Origin of the sequence: Klebsiella sp. KTE92, assembly GCF_000398905.1 — a bacterium.
GTDB lineage: Bacteria > Pseudomonadota > Gammaproteobacteria > Enterobacterales > Enterobacteriaceae > Klebsiella > Klebsiella variicola.
This window is the reverse complement of record NZ_KB976100.1, coordinates 38,394-53,929: the sequence shown is the minus strand read 5'-3', so window position 1 is coordinate 53,929 and position 15,536 is coordinate 38,394. Positions and strand designations below refer to the sequence as shown.

Below are 15,536 nucleotides of genomic sequence, written 5' to 3'. Positions count from 1 at the left end.
GGGAGCCGCCGCTCCCTTTTTTTACAGCCAGTTTTTACGCTTGAAGTAGAGATATGGCGCCAGGCCGGCCAGCATCATAAAGACGATCGCCCCCGGGTAGCCGAAGCTCCAGTGCAGCTCCGGCATAAATTCAAAGTTCATCCCGTAGCTGGACGCCACCAGGGTTGGCGGCAGGAATACCACCGACACCACCGAGAAGATCTTGATGATGCGGTTCTGCTCGATGTTGATGAAGCCCATCGCCGCCTGCATCAGGAAGTTCACCTTCTGGAACAGCGATTCGTTGTGCGGCAGCAGGGATTCGATATCGCGCAGGATCTCCCGCGCCTGTTCCAGCTGGCCCGCCGGCAGGCGCGCCTTACGCACCAGGAAGTTCAGCGCGCGCTGGGTATCCATCAGACAGAGGCGGACCTTCCAGCCGATATCTTCCAGTTCCGCCAGCGTCGACAGCGCTTCATCGTACTCGTCGCCCTGATGGCCTTCCATAATCACGCGGCTCAGCTTTTCCAGGTCGCTGTAGATATTTTCAATTTCATCCGCCAGCTGCTCGATTTTGGTTTCGAACAGGTCGAGCAGCAGTTCATAGGCGTTACCGTCGACCAGCGTCTGGTTGCGCACGCGCATACGGTACAAGCGGAAAGCGGGCAGTTCGCGCTCGCGCAGCGTGAACAGGCGACCTTCGCGGATGGTAAACGCCACGGTAGAGTTGCCGGCGTGATCTTCCGCATCTTCAAAAAAGAAGAACGAGTGGATGTGTAACCCGTCTTCATCTTCAAAGAAACGCGCGGAGGCTTCGATATCTTCCAGTTCCGGGCGCGTCGCCAGGTTCTGACCCAGTTCCGTCTGCACGCGGCTTCGCTCATCGTCGTCAGGCTCGACCAGATCGACCCACACCGAGCTGGCGAGGTGCTTGATCTCATCGGCTTCCAGGCGCGTTAAACGATTGTTTTCCAGTTGAAATGCGCTCAGCATGACCGGGACTCCCAATGCAAAAAAATTATCGGACAGTTCGGTGGGCACACAGAAACAAATTGGGTTTCAGACCATTAAGCCTGACTCAGCGCGACGGGAATAGGGCAGGTCGCTGACAACCGCTAAGGCTATCAGCATAAGAGGATAGCCTTAGGAGTTGTTCCTGAATGACAGGAAGTTGAGCCAGCATCTACTGGGTGTGTCCAAGGCGAATGTCCTCTTAGCGTAATCGTGCGCGCATGTTACGCCAGCGCAAAATCGGCGTCAACACGCAACGGAACGCGAAAGCGCAAATCAGGCGCCTTAACGTATAAAGGTAGCAGAATATTACAAAATAATGATATTTTTCTTAAAGTTACACCGTCTCAAGCCGCGCGTAAGCCGCCACCAGCCATTTGATTCCCTGGCCCTGAAAAGCTACCTGCAGCCGGCTGTGCTCGCCGCTGCCTTCGAGGTTGACGATAGTGCCTTCGCCAAACTTCGGATGACGCACCCGCTGACCTAACTTGTAGCCGGTATCGCTCTCGGCAATCGGCGCCCCCAGTCGCTGGTGGTTTACCGGACGGCTCACCGTGGCCCGCAGACGCACTTCTTCTACGCACTCCTGCGGCAGTTCTCCAATAAAGCGCGACGGGCGATGGTAAACCTCTTTGCCGTACAGACGGCGGGTTTCGGCGTAGGTCAGCGTCAGCTTCTGCATGGCGCGCGTCACGCCAACGTAGGCCAGGCGACGCTCTTCTTCCAGGCGGCCGCCTTCATCAAGCGCCATCTGGCTCGGGAACATCCCTTCTTCGACGCCGACGATAAACACCTGCGGGAATTCCAGCCCTTTCGCCGAGTGCAGGGTCATCAGTTGAACCGCGTCCTGCCAGGTGTCCGCCTGCCCCTCGCCCGCTTCCAGCGCGGCGTGGGAGAGGAACGCCTGCAGCGGCATCAGGTCTTCATCTTCTTCGTTGTAGCTGAACTGGCGCGTCGCCGTCACCAGTTCCTCTAAGTTTTCAATACGGGTCTGGCCCTTCTCGCCTTTCTCCTGCTCGTACATCGCGCGCAGCCCGGAGTCTTTAATCACCCGATCGGTCTGAACATGTAGCGGCATATCGGCGGTTTCCTGCGCCAGCGCGTCAATCAACTCCATAAAGCGCTGCAGAGCGCTGGCGGCACGGCCAGCCAGCACTTTCTCTTTCAGTAGCTCGCGGCAGGCCTGCCACAGCGTCAGCTGACGATCGCGCGAGGTCTGGCGTACCACGTCCAGCGTACGATCGCCGATGCCGCGAGTCGGCGTATTGACCACCCGCTCAAAGGCGGCATCGTCGTTACGGTTGGCAATCAGGCGCAGGTAAGAGAGCGCATCTTTGATTTCCTGACGTTCGAAGAAGCGCATACCGCCGTAGATACGGTACGGCATGCTGGCCTGCAGGAGCGCCTCTTCCAGCACGCGCGACTGGGCGTTACTGCGATAGAGAATGGCACATTGCTCCAGCGCGCCGCCGTTCTCCTGCCAGGTTTTAATGCGGTTCACCACGAAGCGCGCTTCGTCGAGATCGTTGAAGGCGCAGTACAGCGAAATCGGCTCGCCGTCGGCACCGTCGGTCCACAGCTTTTTGCCCAGGCGCCCGTTGTTGTTTTCAATCAGGGCGTTGGCAGCGCTAAGAATATTGCTGGTTGAACGATAGTTCTGCTCCAGGCGAATAGTTTCCGCGCCGGGGAAGTCGTTGAGGAAGCGCTGAATGTTCTCGACCTGCGCGCCGCGCCAGCCATAAATCGACTGGTCATCATCGCCAACGATCATCACTTTGCCGGTATCACCCGCCAGCAGGCGGATCCAGGCGTACTGGATGTTGTTGGTGTCCTGGAATTCATCGACGAGGATATTGGTGAAACGCTCACGATAGTGCTGCAGGATATACGGCTTGTTCAGCCACAGCTCGTGCGCGCGCAGCAGCAGCTCGGCGAAATCCACCAGCCCGGCGCGGTCGCAGGCCTCCTGGTAGGCCTGATAGACCTTCTGCCAGGTCTGCTCGACCGGGTTGCCGTAGCTCTGAATGTGATGCGGGCGCAGCCCTTCATCTTTCTGGCTGTTGATGTACCACATCGCCTGACGCGGCGGCCATTGCTTCTCATCGAGGTTCATCGCCTTAATCAGACGCTTCAGCAGACGGAGCTGGTCTTCGCTGTCGAGGATTTGGAAATCCTGCGGCAGGTTGGCGTCCAGATGATGCGCACGCAGCAGGCGGTGCGCGAGGCCGTGGAAGGTGCCTACCCACATGCCGCCCTGGGTAGTGCCCATCAGCTGGCCGATACGGTGGCGCATCTCCGCCGCCGCTTTGTTGGTAAAGGTCACCGCCATAATCGAGTACGGCGAGCAGTTCTCCACGCTCAGCAGCCAGGCGATACGGTGCACCAGAACGCGCGTCTTACCACTGCCCGCCCCTGCCAGAACCAGCATATTGGTGCGCGAGGCCGCTACGGCTTCACGCTGTTTGTCATTAAGGCTGTCGAGCAGGTAAGAAACGTCCATTGGCACCGCCGGAAGAGAAGGGGTTCCATGAACCCCTGTTAATATATACAGAGTGACTGGTGATTATATCAGCGAGGTCAGAGATGCCAACCGTGAAATTTCAATATGCGGCAGCAGGCGGCTGTCCGCGGTGTGCATCAGGTCCGCGCCTTGCGGTTTGATCCAGCAGGCCTGCATCCCACAGCGCAGCGAACCGGCGACGTCGGTCGTCAGATCATCGCCGACGTGCAGAATGTGCCCGAGCGGTAAATTCAGACGCGCCGCCGCCAGGTGATACATATCGGCAAACGGCTTGGAACGACCATCCGGACCCGCGCGCAGCACGAAGCGGAAATAGTCGCTCAGGCCGAACAGCTCGGGGCGGGCGTTGCCATTGGTAATGGCCACCAGCGGCCACTTCTGTGCCAGCTTCGCCAGCGTATCGTGGGTCTCCTGCGGAACATCGACCCGGCTGCGCCAGTGGGCGAAGTTTTCCATCGCCGCATCGGCGCCGGCTTTTGCCGCTTCGGCGGAGAGTCCAGCGTTACGCATGCCGAGCTCCAGCGCACGATGGCGCCAGACGGTCACGTCGTGGTAGATCTCCGCCTCAGATGCCAGCAGCGTCTGACGCAGTTGATTAAGCTCATGGGCATCGAACTGGCTGAGCGACGGATGGTAATTGCGCACAAAGGCCAGCGATTCGTGCATCGTCCGGTCAATCACCGGGCGGTTATCATATAGGGTGTCGTCCAGGTCAAACGTCAGTGCGGAAATCTGGCCCAGAGGTCGGTAAAAACGCATTATTTCCCCCGTTTAGCGCGCGGATGCGCGGCATCGTACACCGAGGCAAGGTGTTGAAAGTCAAGATGGGTATAGATTTGAGTGGTGGAGAGGTTAGCATGGCCCAACAGCTCCTGCACGCCGCGCAGATCGCCGCTGGACTCCAGCATATGGGTGGCAAAGGAGTGGCGCAGCTTGTGCGGGTGCACATGGCTGTTCAGCCCCTGCTTAATCCCCCACTCGGCAAATCGCTTCTGCACGTTGCGCGCCGAAATGCGTTTACCCAGCTTCGACAAAAACAGCGCGTCGTCGTCAGTACCGAACAGGCCGCGCAAATCCAGCCAGTGCTCAATCCACGCCACCGCGTTACGACCGATCGGCAAACGGCGTTCTTTGCTGCCTTTGCCCATCACCCAAACCTCACCGCTTTCGAGGTCGAGGTGCTTAATATCAAGGTTGACCAGCTCAGACAGACGCAATCCCGCGCCGTACATCACTTCCAGCATCGCCCGGTCGCGCACCGCGAGCGGATCGTTGAGGTCGATATCCAGCAGCCGATTTACATCATCGACATCGATATTTTTCGGCAAGTGGCGGGGAATTTTCGGAGCCGCAATCCCCTTCGCCGGGTTAGCGGCCAGTTCGCCCTGACTGACCATCCAGTCAAAGAAGCTGCGTAGCGCGGAAAGCCGCAGCGCCAGGCTCGCCGGGCCTAAACCCGCACGGCGGCTGCGTACCGCAAAGCTACGCACCTGAGCGGCATCGCACTGCTGCCAGCTTTTCAGCCCAGCCTCATCCGCCAGGGCGATCAACGCGTCCAGCTGACGCTGGTAGTTAGTCAGCGTAATCGGGCTAAGCTGACGCTCAACGCCGAGATAGCGCAGGAAGCGGTCGACGCAGGCGAAAAGCGGAGAGTCGGTCATGCGCGTTCAATCCAGCGCTCCAGCAGGCCAGGGAGCATCTGCGCAATTTCCTGCAGCAACTGCGTCCCTTGCCCTGACTGATAATGCTGCGCATCGCGGCTGCTAAAGAGCATCACGCCCGGAGCGTTATCGCCGCCCAGCATCGACATCGCCACGGATCCAATGGCCTTCGCTTCCGGTAGCACCACCAGCAGCTCCGGACCGTTCAGCGGCCCAAGATAGTGGCGCGCCTGGCCCAGACGTTGAATACGGATCGGCTCAAACGCCTGCCGGCTTAACGCCAAATGGGTAAACTTCGAGGGCGCGCCGAGGCGCCAGCAGTCAGGGAACAGGCGCACCGTGGCGCCAGCTAACCCCAGCTCGCGAGCCCAGCGATGAAGGCGGTTGAGCATATCGTCGAGGCTCTCCGCGGCCGCCAGCCGCGTTTGCAGCTGTAGCAGGCGCTGGAACAGGCTTTCATTAGCGACCGCCTGCTCCATCAGCAGCGACATATTCTCTTCCAGCACATGAATATGGTTACGCGCCCGCATCATGTGCCACTCCACCAGCGAAATCGAACCGCGGACCGGATGCGGGACACGGATATGTTCAACCTGGGCGGCATTACGAATAAAAAATTCAGGATGTTGCAACAGATAGTCCACCACCGCCCGATCGTTCAACGCGCTGGTAACCTCCTGCTGTTCTTCCCCGATTGGTTTCATAAATGAATAAATCCATCATAGACATGGGCCGCCGGGCCGGTCATAAACAGCGGCTGGCCCGGGCCTTTCCAGGCGATATCAAGACGACCGCCGGGCAATTCCACGCGTACCGTTTCAGCGAGCAGCCCCTGTTGGATCCCCACCGCCACCGCGGCGCAGGCGCCGCTGCCGCAGGCCTGGGTTTCCCCCGCGCCGCGTTCGTAGACGCGCAGACGGATGTGGGACCGGCCGACCACCTGCATAAAGCCGATATTGGCGCGCTCCGGAAAACGCTCGTGGCTTTCCATCACCGGGCCGAGGGTTTCTACGGCCGCTGTATCCACGTCATCCACCTGGATGACGCAGTGCGGATTCCCCATGGACACCACGCCGCACAATATTGTCTGCTCGGCGGCACGCATGATATAGGTCTTTTCCGCTTTGTTGGCGCGGAACGGCACCTGGGACGGCTCAAAGTTAGGCTCGCCCATATTCACCCGCACCAGATCGTCTTCCGTTACGCTTAATACCATACGCCCGTTGGCCGTACTCACGCGAATATCACGTTTATTGGTCAGGCCTTTCAGCCGGACAAAGCGGGCAAAACAGCGCGCGCCGTTGCCGCACTGCGACACTTCGCTGCCGTCGGCGTTAAAGATCCGGTAATGAAAATCCAGATCGGGATCGTAGGGCGGCTCGACGACCAACAGCTGATCGAACCCGACGCCAAGATGGCGATCTGCCAGGCGGCGAATCAACTCCGGCGAGAAAAAAACATTCTGCGTTACCGCGTCAACGACCATAAAATCGTTGCCAAGGCCATGCATTTTAGAGAACTGCATCATCTACTCCAGTTGCGCGGAACAGAACGTTATCGTTAGTAATTGACCTGGCTCGGACCACCGGTATCGCCACGATCGTTACGATCCGGCGTTGAGCTCTGAATGCCCGGGTTAACCGGTTTGGTCGGCGGCGGCGCGGTTTTGTCCGCCGGCGGGAAATAAAGAGGCCCTTTCAGACCGCAGCCGGTCAGGCTGAAGATCGCAAACAAAACGGCAAGCGTAGGAAAAACGTTTTTCATTGATAGTTGCCCGTGATTCATTCTTTCTGCTTTCTATCATCGCAGGAGAAGACGTAAAAGCAAGCGTTTAGCATCCGACTGCGCGCGCTTTTGTTTCGCGCTATACTGCCGCCATCTTCAAAAAAGCAGGATAGAACCATGAACGACAGTGAATTCCATCGCCTGGCGGATAGCCTGTGGATGACCATCGAAGAACGCCTGGACGACTGGGACGGCGATAGCGACATCGACTGTGAAATCAACGGCGGCGTGCTGACCATCAGCTTTGAAAACGGCAGCAAAATCATTATTAACCGTCAGGAGCCGCTGCACCAGGTGTGGCTGGCCACCAAACAGGGCGGCTACCATTTTGATCTCAAAGGCGACGAGTGGATCTGCGATCGCAGCGGCGAGACCTTCTGGGATTTGCTGGAGCAGGCGGCGAGCCAGCAGGCCGGTGAGACGGTGAAATTCCGTTAATGACGTGTTTCCCGGATGGCGGCGCATCGCGCCTTATCCGGGCTACCCGACGACTTAGAACCGTAGCCCTGCTAAGCGCAGCGCCAGCAGGGAAGATCTCCGGATAGCGGCTCACGCCTTATCCGGGCCAAATCTACGAGTAGCGCTGCTGCAGCACCGGCGAAGCGGTAACGTCCTGGCTGGTGGGTATCGCGGCGGCAATCGCCTGGGTGCGGAAGGGGATCACCTGGGTGCGCCCGTCTACCTCGACAATCTGATAGAACTGCGGCAGGTTGAAGTTGATAAAGCTGGAGCCGTAGGTGAAACGATCGTGCGATGACGAATAGAAGCGGCTGACGTCGCGCACCAGTTCCTCTTTACTGCCCTCGCAGTGATGATAGACCTCGGCGCGGTTGCTCTCATCAAGAATATAGATGTTAAAGCCGCTGTCGTTGTTATCCGCATCTTCAAAGAAGAACTGAATAATCCCTTCGCTGGCGAAACCATCCACCACCGCCGGCAGCTTAACGTGATTGGTTTCCACCTGCACCGACAACCCGTGAAGCTTGTTGTGCGAGATAGCGCCGTAGAACTCAATGGCGTTTTCCAGCTTCTGCACCGAAACGTTAAGACGCTCGAAGAACAGCCCCCACGTCTGGCCGGAGACGCGCAGCGCTTTGAAGCGCCCGGTATCCTGGCGGGTACTGGAGAGACGCAGTTCGATGCATTCGGAGATCATCTGCTGCACGCGGGTGCGGATCAGGCCGCGCAGGTGCTGGCTATAGCAGAACACCTCCACGCTGTCCGGCGGCGCGGCGTCCTGATGCATTTTGCCGAGGATCGTTTTCAGCGCTTCGATCATCGCCTGCTCGCCGTTAAAGTGCAGCGTACGTACTTCGTTCCACGAGTTGCGATACAGCAGGTCGACGCTGCCGATCAGGCATTTTTGCTCTTCGCCGAAGCTGAAAACATCCAGTTTACGGAAGTCGAAGTGCACCACCTGATTGCGGAAGGCCGCGGTCGGGTCATATTCGAGGTTGACGATAATCGCCAGATGGCGGATTTCGCACGGGCTGTACAGCGCTTTTGGCGTCGGCGCCGGCAGGCGCAGCGGGAAGTGGTGCGACACGTCGGCCACCATCTCCTGCAGCTTCGCCAGATCGACGATGCCGTTGCCCTTAATAAACAGGCGGGTGCGTGAGGTCAGCAGGCCGTTAAACCAGGCCCAGGCCACCAGCTTATTAAGATAACGGTTATATTCCAGCGGCTGATGGCTGATGATCGATTCCATATCCGGCGCGCGGTTATACAGATACCAACCGGTACGGTTGGCACGGCCCGGCGGCACGTGGATAAAGGTCAGGTTCGGTTCCGACAGATCCGGCGAAATTTGCGGGTTCACCAGCGTCACTTTCCCCGGCAGCGCTTCAAAGGCCGCATACAGCTTACGGGTCAGCACGCCAATATCCTGAGGGCTGGCGGAGACGCTAAGGTTATTGCGCCGCGCGAAGCGGATCAGATTACGATAGCTCTGCATCATGGCGTCGAGCAGTTCGTTGTGCGCCTTGCGCACTTCATCAATTTTCCAGTTGGCGCGGTTGTCGAGCATCATCAGACGCTTTTCGTCCCAGCCCCAGGCATTCACCAACTGGCTGACGACTTCGCGACGCCAGCCGACGCAGGCGCGTTCGCGGCTGAGTTTTTCACAAACTTTCAGGTAGAAGCAGCGGCGCACCAGGTCGAGGCGGGTTTCATCTTCGATGGCCTGCAGATAGGTGGTCACGCGCTCCAGCATCATGCAGTACGGGTCGAGGCCGAAGGAGACAATCTCGCCGTCGTGCAGACGCTGTTTGATATCTTTCGCCAGCAGGCGGTTATTGGGGTATTCCCAGGAGTAGGCTTCCAGCAACAGCGTTTTCAGCACCGCTTTATAGGGGGAGTCGATACTTTTATACAACTGCCACAGGCTGGCGCCGAAGTACTCTTCCGCCGACAGCGAACTGAGGCCGCCGAGATCGAGCCATTCGTTAGGCGTCAGCACACCCTGGGCATACAGCCCCATGACGTAATCATCGTAATGCTCTTCTTCATCGCACGGCACCATATTCCACAGAATACGCTTGCCGGCGAGGCGCACCGCGGTGCGATAGAACTCATCGAGCAACAGGATATGCTGAGTCGAACCGCAGTCTTCGCCGCCGAGACTGCCGCTTTCATTATGACGGAAGCGGTTTTCGTCGATCAGGAAGAAGCTGACTTCCACGCCGAGCGAGGCCGCCCAGCTCTCAAGCAGGCTGCATTTTCGCTGCAGCAGCTGGCGCTCTTCGCTATCCAGCCAGGCCTGGTGACATACCCAGATATCCAGATCGGAAGAACAGCTTTGACCAACGGAGGAAGTACTGCCCATCGAGTAGACGCCGGTGATCGGCAGCTCGCCTTTCGGCGGCTCCTGGGTCTGCATGCCGCGATGCAGCTCCAGTTCTTCAAGATAGTGGCGTTGGGTTTCATCAGGCGTGTAGAGGCAAATGCCACGGGGAACGTTACCGTCAAGGTAACCCGGCATCAGCGGGTGATGATAATGTAGTAACGTTGGCAGTAGACTGTAAACCTGCTGGAAAGCGGGTCCCATGGCAGCAAGCGCGCGATCCACGCGCAATTGGTTGATGGCATCCAGTCTCTGTTTCAGTGTCTCAATATAGAGGTACAAGACATATCGCCTGATGTTCAAAAACCCGAAGTACAATAGTACGGAGGATTTCAGTATTTCAACAAAAACCGTCACCATTCGTCGTCGGTGTGGTTGTGATGAGCAGCGGACGGACAAATGGTTTAAAACGTGATCAATTTAACACCTTGCTCATTGACCGTAAAGAAAGATGCGCTACATACAAGTGTAGCACCGTTTATTACCTGTAAATTCCTCACTACGCCTCCGGCAACCGCCACGCGCATGAAAGGTTAAAAAAGAGAAGGCCGGAGCCATCTCCCACATAAACCGTGAAAACTAACATCCGTAAGACAACAATGTTAGGATGGATAGTGGTCGACAATGACGGTAACAAGCATGTTAGACAAAGTTTTGAAAATTGCCACACGGCAAAGCCCGCTTGCGCTATGGCAGGCGCAGTATGTTAAAGCGCGCCTGGAACAAGCGCATCCAGGACTGAACGTCGAGCTGGTGCCGATGGTTACGCGCGGTGATGTCATCCTTGATACGCCCCTGGCAAAGGTGGGCGGCAAGGGCTTATTTGTGAAAGAGTTAGAGCTCGCCATGCTCGAAGGGCGGGCCGATATCGCCGTCCATTCGATGAAAGATGTCCCGGTGGAATTCCCGGAGGGCCTGGGGTTGGTCACCATCTGCGAGCGCGACGATCCGCGCGACGCGTTTGTTTCCAATCACTATGCCTCAATTGACGAACTGCCGGCCGGCAGCGTCGTTGGCACGTCAAGTTTACGCCGTCAGTGCCAGCTGGCCGCCACCCGTCCAGACCTGGTGATCCGCTCTCTGCGCGGTAACGTCGGTACCCGGCTGAGTAAACTGGATAACGGTGAGTATGACGCCATTATCCTTGCCGCCGCCGGGTTGAAGCGCCTGAAACTGGAAGCGCGTATTCGCCAGCCGCTGTCGCCGGAGCAATCCCTGCCGGCCGTCGGCCAGGGCGCGGTGGGTATCGAATGCCGTCTTGACGATGCATGGACCCAGGCGCTGTTAGCGCCCCTCAACCATGCGGAAACCGCAGTACGCGTGCGCGCCGAACGGGCGATGAACACCCGCCTCGAAGGCGGTTGTCAGGTGCCAATTGGCAGCTATGCGGAACTCGTCAACGGCGAACTGTGGTTGCGGGCGCTGGTTGGCGCCCCGGATGGTTCGCAGATGGTACGCGGCGAACGGCGCGGGCCAGCAGAGCAGGCCGAAGCGCTCGGCATCTCGCTGGCGGAAGAGCTCCTGGATAACGGCGCCCGCGACATTCTCGCGGCAGTTTATGATGGAGAAGCCCCACGATGAGCATCCTGGTCACTCGTCCACTCCCGCAAGGGGAAGCGCTGGTCAGCCGTCTGCGGGCCATGGGACGCGTGGCCTGGAGCTTTCCGCTGATAGAATTTATGCCTGGCCGGGAGCTTCCCGTGCTGGGCGACCATCTTGCCCATCTGGGGTCCGACGACCTGCTGTTTGCGCTATCCCAGCATGCGGTGGAATTCGCCCATGCCCGTCTGCAGCAGCAAGGCCTGCCCTGGCCCACTTCTCCGCACTATTTTGCCATTGGTCGAACGACGGCGCTGGCCCTGCATACGGTCAGCGGGCAGCACATCCGTTACCCGTTAGATCGGGAAATTAGCGAAGTCTTGCTACAATTACCTGAATTACAAAACATTGCCGGGAAAAATGCGCTAATCCTACGCGGCAATGGTGGGCGGGAACTCTTAGGCGCCACGCTGGCTGAACGCGGCGCCAGGGTCACATTTTGTGAATGTTATCAACGTAGTGCAAAACATTACGATGGCGCAGAAGAAGCGATGCGCTGGCAGTCTCGCGGGGTCACCACGCTGGTGGTCACCAGCGGTGAGATGCTGCAGCAGCTGTGGTCGCTCATACCGCAATGGTATCGCGAACAGTGGCTCCTGCACTGCCGCCTTGTCGTTGTCAGCGAACGTCTGGCCCTTCAGGCCCGGGAACTGGGCTGGCAGGAGATTCAGGTTGCCGATAACGCTGACAACGATGCGCTGCTACGCGCATTACAATAACTCTCAACATTGGAAGCCATAATGACGGAACAACAAAATCAATCCGCCGTGGTTGAAGAGACCAGGGAGGCCGTGGAAACCACACCACAGCCAGAGAACAACGATAAGAAGAAGGCGGGTAACAAAACCAGCCTGGCGCTCAGCGCGATCGCTATCGCCATTGCGATAGCCGCTGGCATCGGCCTGTATGGCCTGAACAAACAGCAGGCCACGCGGCAAAACGCAACCACCGCTGAATTATCAGGCCAGCTTGCGGCACTGCAAAAAGCGCAGGAGAGCCAAAAGAGCGAACTGGAAGGCATTATCAAACAGCAGGCCGACCAGTTGAGTCAGGCCAAACACGAGCAGGAAACCCTGACCAAACAGCTTGATGAGTTGCAGCAGAAAGTCGCCGTGATTTCGGGCAGCGATGCCAAAACCTGGCTGCTGGCCCAGGCCGATTTCCTCGTCAAGCTGGCGGGACGTAAGCTGTGGAGCGATCAGGATGTCACTACCGCCGCCGCGCTGCTAAAAAGCGCCGACGCCAGCCTCGCCGACATGAATGACCCCAGCCTGATCGGCGCCCGCCGGGCGATCACCGACGACATCGCCACCCTCTCCGCGGTAAGCCAGGTGGACTACGACGGCATGATCCTCAAGGTGAATCAGCTGGCGAACCAAATCGACAACCTGCGGCTGGCCGATAATAACGATGACGATTCGCCGATGGACTCTGATAGCGACGAGCTTTCCAGCTCTATCAGCGAATGGCGCGTCAATCTGCAGAAAAGCTGGCAGAACTTTATGGACAGCTTTATCACCGTGCGCCGCCGCGATGAAACCGCGGTCCCGCTGCTGGAGCCGAATCAGGATATCTATCTGCGGGAAAATATTCGCTCTCGCCTGCTGGTCGCCGCGCAGGCAGTGCCGCGCCATCAGGAAGAGACCTGGAAACAGTCGCTGGATAACGTCTCGACCTGGGTACGCGCCTATTACGATACTGATGACGCCACCACCAAAGCCTTCCTCGACGAGGTGGATAAGCTCAGTCAGCAAAGCATTACCATGACGGTGCCGGAAACGCTGCAGAGCCAGGCGTTGCTGGAAAAACTGATGCAGACCCGGGTGCGCAACCTGATGGCGCAGCCTGCCGTTACCGCGGGCGGCGCGCCCTCACCAGCCCCTGCTGCACCGGCCGCCCCTGCTGCGCCGCAAGGAGAGTAACGCATGCTGAAAATTCTTCTACTCTTCGCGCTGTTGATCGCCGGGATCGTGCTTGGCCCGATGATCGCCGGGCATCAGGGCTACGTCCTGATCCAGACCGATAATTACAATATCGAGACCAGCGTCACCGGGCTGGTGATCATTCTGATCCTCGCCATGGTGGTGCTGTTCGCCATCGAATGGCTGCTGCGCCGCATTTTCCGCACCGGAGCGCATACGCGCGGCTGGTTTGTCGGCCGTAAACGCCGTCGCGCGCGTAAGCAAACCGAGCAGGCGCTACTCAAGCTGGCGGAAGGTGATTACCAGCAGGTTGAGAAGCTGATGGCGAAAAATGCCGATCACGCCGAACAACCGGTGGTGAACTATCTGCTGGCGGCGGAAGCGGCCCAGCAGCGCGGCGATGAAGCGCGGGCCAACCAGCATCTGGAGCGCGCCACCGAGCTGGCGGGCGATGACCTGATCCCGGTGGAAATCACCCGCGTTCGCCTGCAGCTGGCGCGTAATGAAAATCACGCCGCGCGCCATGGCATCGATAAGCTGCTGGAAATTACTCCACGTCATCCTGAAGTGCTGCGCCTCGCCGAACAGGCATACACCCGTACCGGCGCCTGGCAGTCGCTGCTGGACATCATTCCGTCGATGGCGAAAGCTAACGTCGGCGATGAAGAGCACCGCGCTGCGCTGGAACAGCTGGCCTGGGTTGGCCTGATGGATAAAGCGCTGGCCGACGGCGGCAGCGAAGGGTTGCGCGAATGGTGGCGCAACCAGAGCCGTAAAACACGGGCGCTGGTGCCGCTGCAGGTGGCAATGGCCGAGCGCCTCATCGAGAGCGACGATCACGATACCGCGCAGCAAATTATCATTGATGGTCTGAAGAAACAGTATGATGACCGTCTGGTGATGCCGATCCCGCGTCTGAAGACCAATAACCCGGAACAGCTGGAGAAAGTGCTGCGCCAGCAGATCAAAGTCGTTGGCGACCGTCCGCTGCTGTGGAGTACCCTGGGCCAGTCGCTGATGCGGCACGGCGAATGGCAGGAGGCCAGCATCGCCTTCCGCGCCGCGCTTAAGCAGCGTCCGGATGCCTTTGATTACGCCTGGCTGGCGGATGCCCTGGATCGCCTGCATCAGCCGGAAGAAGCCGCCGCTATGCGCCGCGATGGGCTGCTGCTGACGCTGCAGAATAATCCTCAGCCGTAACCTGCCATGGCTATCGCCTCCTGCGGGGCGATAGCCCTTCTCCCCCGCCTTCGCGTTGACGGATCCCTGAAAGAAAAAAACGCCTGCGCTGAAATCAGGGCAGGCGTTAAAACAGGTCTGTTTGACAACAAATTGGGTGCTTCACTCAACGTAATGTCCATGGTGTTTGATGAGGCATAAATGCGACATCTGTCAGTGGACGATAAGCACCGTAAGAACGGCTCTGCATCATTCCGGAGTTTATGAGGCACGAAGGCGAACATAAGAGATGGAATGAGCATCTACCCGGTTATTATCGCACAGGATCCGGGGAAATTGCATCTACCACAGTGATGAATTGAGAGTTTTCCTGACGCGTATTCTTAAGCAAAGAGAAGATTTTTTATCAGCAAGATCAGAGAAATAAGAGATGGCGGACGGCAGCAGAAAACAAAAAACCCCGCCGAAGCGGGGTTCAAAATTGGTCGGCGAGAGAGGATTCGAACCTCCGACCCACTGGTCCCAAACCAGTTGCGCTACCAAGCTGCGCTACTCGCCGAAATACTGCTTTTTGAATTTTTAGTTCAATTCGTTAAAGTCGTGGTGCGAGGGGGGGGACTTGAACCCCCACGTCCGTAAGAACACTAACACCTGAAGCTAGCGCGTCTACCAATTCCGCCACCTTCGCCCAGTGCGAGCAATATCTTTGTGGATTATGGTGCGAGGGGGGGGACTTGAACCCCCACGTCCGTAAGAACACTAACACCTGAAGCTAGCGCGTCTACCAATTCCGCCACCTTCGCAAATTCACAACTCTATCAAATAATGGGGTGGCTAATGGGATTCGAACCCACGACAACTGGAATCACAATCCAGGGCTCTACCAACTGAGCTATAGCCACCACTGCAAACCTTTTACGCGGTATTAAAACCACCGCAGCTCCAGCACCGGGTTAATGGTGCGCCCGACAGGATTCGAACCTGAGACCTCTGCCTCCGGAGGGCAGCGCTCTATCCAGCTGAGCTACGGGCGCTTA

General features: G+C 58.1%; 14 protein-coding genes and 5 tRNA genes. 5 read left to right on the top strand and 14 right to left on the bottom strand.

Translation table 11 applies throughout. The features are described 5' to 3' along the window. Positions 1–21 precede the first annotated feature (21 nt). From corA to lptM, 8 genes are all read right to left on the bottom strand, one after another. Complete coding sequence (corA, locus tag A1WC_RS24585; RefSeq protein ID WP_012543234.1) at positions 22–972, bottom strand: magnesium/cobalt transporter CorA; 951 nt, start codon at positions 970–972, stop codon at positions 22–24. Between the two features lie 150 nt (positions 973–1,122). Continuing rightward, the gene (gene ysgD / locus A1WC_RS28475) at positions 1,123–1,179 is read right to left on the bottom strand and encodes a YsgD/CorL family protein (RefSeq protein WP_349815745.1); all 57 of its coding nucleotides are present in this window, start codon (positions 1,177–1,179) and stop codon (positions 1,123–1,125) included. A gap of 148 nt (positions 1,180–1,327) precedes the next feature. Further along, the gene (gene uvrD, locus A1WC_RS24590) at positions 1,328–3,490 is read right to left on the bottom strand and encodes a DNA helicase II (RefSeq protein WP_016160076.1); all 2,163 of its coding nucleotides are present in this window, start codon (positions 3,488–3,490) and stop codon (positions 1,328–1,330) included. A gap of 63 nt (positions 3,491–3,553) precedes the next feature. Then, complete coding sequence (gene yigB / locus A1WC_RS24595) at positions 3,554–4,270, bottom strand: 5-amino-6-(5-phospho-D-ribitylamino)uracil phosphatase YigB (protein WP_016160075.1); 717 nt, start codon at positions 4,268–4,270, stop codon at positions 3,554–3,556. Beyond that, positions 4,270–5,172 (bottom strand): tyrosine recombinase XerC, encoded by a 903-nt coding sequence (xerC, locus tag A1WC_RS24600; RefSeq protein WP_012543237.1) that lies wholly within the window; start codon positions 5,170–5,172, stop codon positions 4,270–4,272. The genes yigB and xerC overlap by 1 nt, the downstream gene beginning before the upstream one ends. Next, positions 5,169–5,876, bottom strand: a complete 708-nt coding sequence (locus A1WC_RS24605) for a DUF484 domain-containing protein (protein WP_008807952.1) — start codon at positions 5,874–5,876, stop codon at positions 5,169–5,171. Before A1WC_RS24605 ends, xerC begins: the two co-directional genes overlap by 4 nt. Next, on the bottom strand, positions 5,873–6,697 hold the full coding sequence (gene dapF, locus A1WC_RS24610; protein ID WP_016160074.1) for a diaminopimelate epimerase: 825 nt from the start codon (positions 6,695–6,697) through the stop codon (positions 5,873–5,875). The genes A1WC_RS24605 and dapF overlap by 4 nt, the downstream gene beginning before the upstream one ends. 35 nt (positions 6,698–6,732) lie before the next feature. After that, positions 6,733–6,936 (bottom strand): LPS translocon maturation chaperone LptM, encoded by a 204-nt coding sequence (lptM, locus tag A1WC_RS24615; protein WP_004886794.1) that lies wholly within the window; start codon positions 6,934–6,936, stop codon positions 6,733–6,735. Positions 6,937–7,074: 138 nt separating this feature from the next. Between lptM and cyaY the strand changes: the two genes are divergently transcribed. Next, entirely contained in the window at positions 7,075–7,395 is a 321-nt protein-coding gene (gene cyaY, locus A1WC_RS24620) for an iron donor protein CyaY (RefSeq protein WP_002883389.1), read from the top strand. Positions 7,396–7,528: 133 nt separating this feature from the next. Here cyaY and cyaA read toward each other — a convergent pair whose 3' ends face one another. Beyond that, complete coding sequence (gene cyaA / locus A1WC_RS24625) at positions 7,529–10,081, bottom strand: class I adenylate cyclase (RefSeq protein WP_002883383.1); 2,553 nt, start codon at positions 10,079–10,081, stop codon at positions 7,529–7,531. 357 nt (positions 10,082–10,438) lie between these two features. Between cyaA and hemC the strand changes: the two genes are divergently transcribed. The 4 genes from hemC to hemY are packed head-to-tail and all read left to right on the top strand — an operon-like array spanning position 10,439 to position 14,520. Next, on the top strand, positions 10,439–11,380 hold the full coding sequence (hemC, locus tag A1WC_RS24630; RefSeq protein ID WP_008807953.1) for a hydroxymethylbilane synthase: 942 nt from the start codon (positions 10,439–10,441) through the stop codon (positions 11,378–11,380). Next, a complete protein-coding gene (gene hemD / locus A1WC_RS24635; protein WP_016160071.1) occupies positions 11,377–12,117 on the top strand; it encodes a uroporphyrinogen-III synthase in 741 nt (246 codons plus the stop codon). The genes hemC and hemD overlap by 4 nt, the downstream gene beginning before the upstream one ends. A gap of 21 nt (positions 12,118–12,138) precedes the next feature. Next, entirely contained in the window at positions 12,139–13,320 is a 1,182-nt protein-coding gene (gene hemX, locus A1WC_RS24640; protein ID WP_016160070.1) for a uroporphyrinogen-III C-methyltransferase, read from the top strand. A 3-nt stretch (positions 13,321–13,323) separates the two neighbouring features. Then, positions 13,324–14,520 carry a protoheme IX biogenesis protein HemY gene (gene hemY, locus A1WC_RS24645; protein ID WP_016160069.1) on the top strand — a complete coding sequence of 399 codons (1,197 nt, stop codon included), beginning with the start codon at positions 13,324–13,326 and terminating at the stop codon, positions 14,518–14,520. A gap of 461 nt (positions 14,521–14,981) precedes the next feature. On the opposite strand, the gene A1WC_RS24650 is transcribed toward hemY, so the two are convergent. The 5 genes from A1WC_RS24650 to A1WC_RS24670 form a co-directional block, all read right to left on the bottom strand. Next, positions 14,982–15,058: transfer RNA gene (locus A1WC_RS24650), tRNA-Pro, on the bottom strand. A gap of 42 nt (positions 15,059–15,100) precedes the next feature. After that, positions 15,101–15,187, bottom strand: a tRNA-Leu gene (locus tag A1WC_RS24655). A gap of 28 nt (positions 15,188–15,215) precedes the next feature. Continuing rightward, a tRNA-Leu gene (locus tag A1WC_RS24660) sits at positions 15,216–15,302 on the bottom strand. A gap of 23 nt (positions 15,303–15,325) precedes the next feature. Beyond that, positions 15,326–15,401 (bottom strand) — tRNA-His (locus A1WC_RS24665). A 55-nt stretch (positions 15,402–15,456) separates the two neighbouring features. Continuing rightward, positions 15,457–15,533, bottom strand: a tRNA-Arg gene (locus A1WC_RS24670). Between the last annotated feature and the right edge of the window lie 3 nt (positions 15,534–15,536).

Excerpts from the sequence above, each read along its gene's own strand:
- corA (WP_012543234.1), bottom strand. The coding sequence starts at position 972 with ATGCTGAGCGCATTTCAACTGGAAAACAATCGTTTAACGCGCCTGGAA.
- uvrD (WP_016160076.1), bottom strand. The coding sequence starts at position 3,490 with ATGGACGTTTCTTACCTGCTCGACAGCCTTAATGACAAACAGCGTGAA.
- yigB (WP_016160075.1), bottom strand. The coding sequence starts at position 4,270 with ATGCGTTTTTACCGACCTCTGGGCCAGATTTCCGCACTGACGTTTGAC.
- xerC (WP_012543237.1), bottom strand. The coding sequence starts at position 5,172 with ATGACCGACTCTCCGCTTTTCGCCTGCGTCGACCGCTTCCTGCGCTAT.
- A1WC_RS24605 (WP_008807952.1), bottom strand. The coding sequence starts at position 5,876 with ATGAAACCAATCGGGGAAGAACAGCAGGAGGTTACCAGCGCGTTGAAC.
- dapF (WP_016160074.1), bottom strand. The coding sequence starts at position 6,697 with ATGCAGTTCTCTAAAATGCATGGCCTTGGCAACGATTTTATGGTCGTT.
- lptM (WP_004886794.1), bottom strand. The coding sequence starts at position 6,936 with ATGAAAAACGTTTTTCCTACGCTTGCCGTTTTGTTTGCGATCTTCAGC.
- cyaY (WP_002883389.1), top strand. The coding sequence starts at position 7,075 with ATGAACGACAGTGAATTCCATCGCCTGGCGGATAGCCTGTGGATGACC.
- hemC (WP_008807953.1), top strand. The coding sequence starts at position 10,439 with ATGTTAGACAAAGTTTTGAAAATTGCCACACGGCAAAGCCCGCTTGCG.
- hemD (WP_016160071.1), top strand. The coding sequence starts at position 11,377 with ATGAGCATCCTGGTCACTCGTCCACTCCCGCAAGGGGAAGCGCTGGTC.
- hemX (WP_016160070.1), top strand. The coding sequence starts at position 12,139 with ATGACGGAACAACAAAATCAATCCGCCGTGGTTGAAGAGACCAGGGAG.
- hemY (WP_016160069.1), top strand. The coding sequence starts at position 13,324 with ATGCTGAAAATTCTTCTACTCTTCGCGCTGTTGATCGCCGGGATCGTG.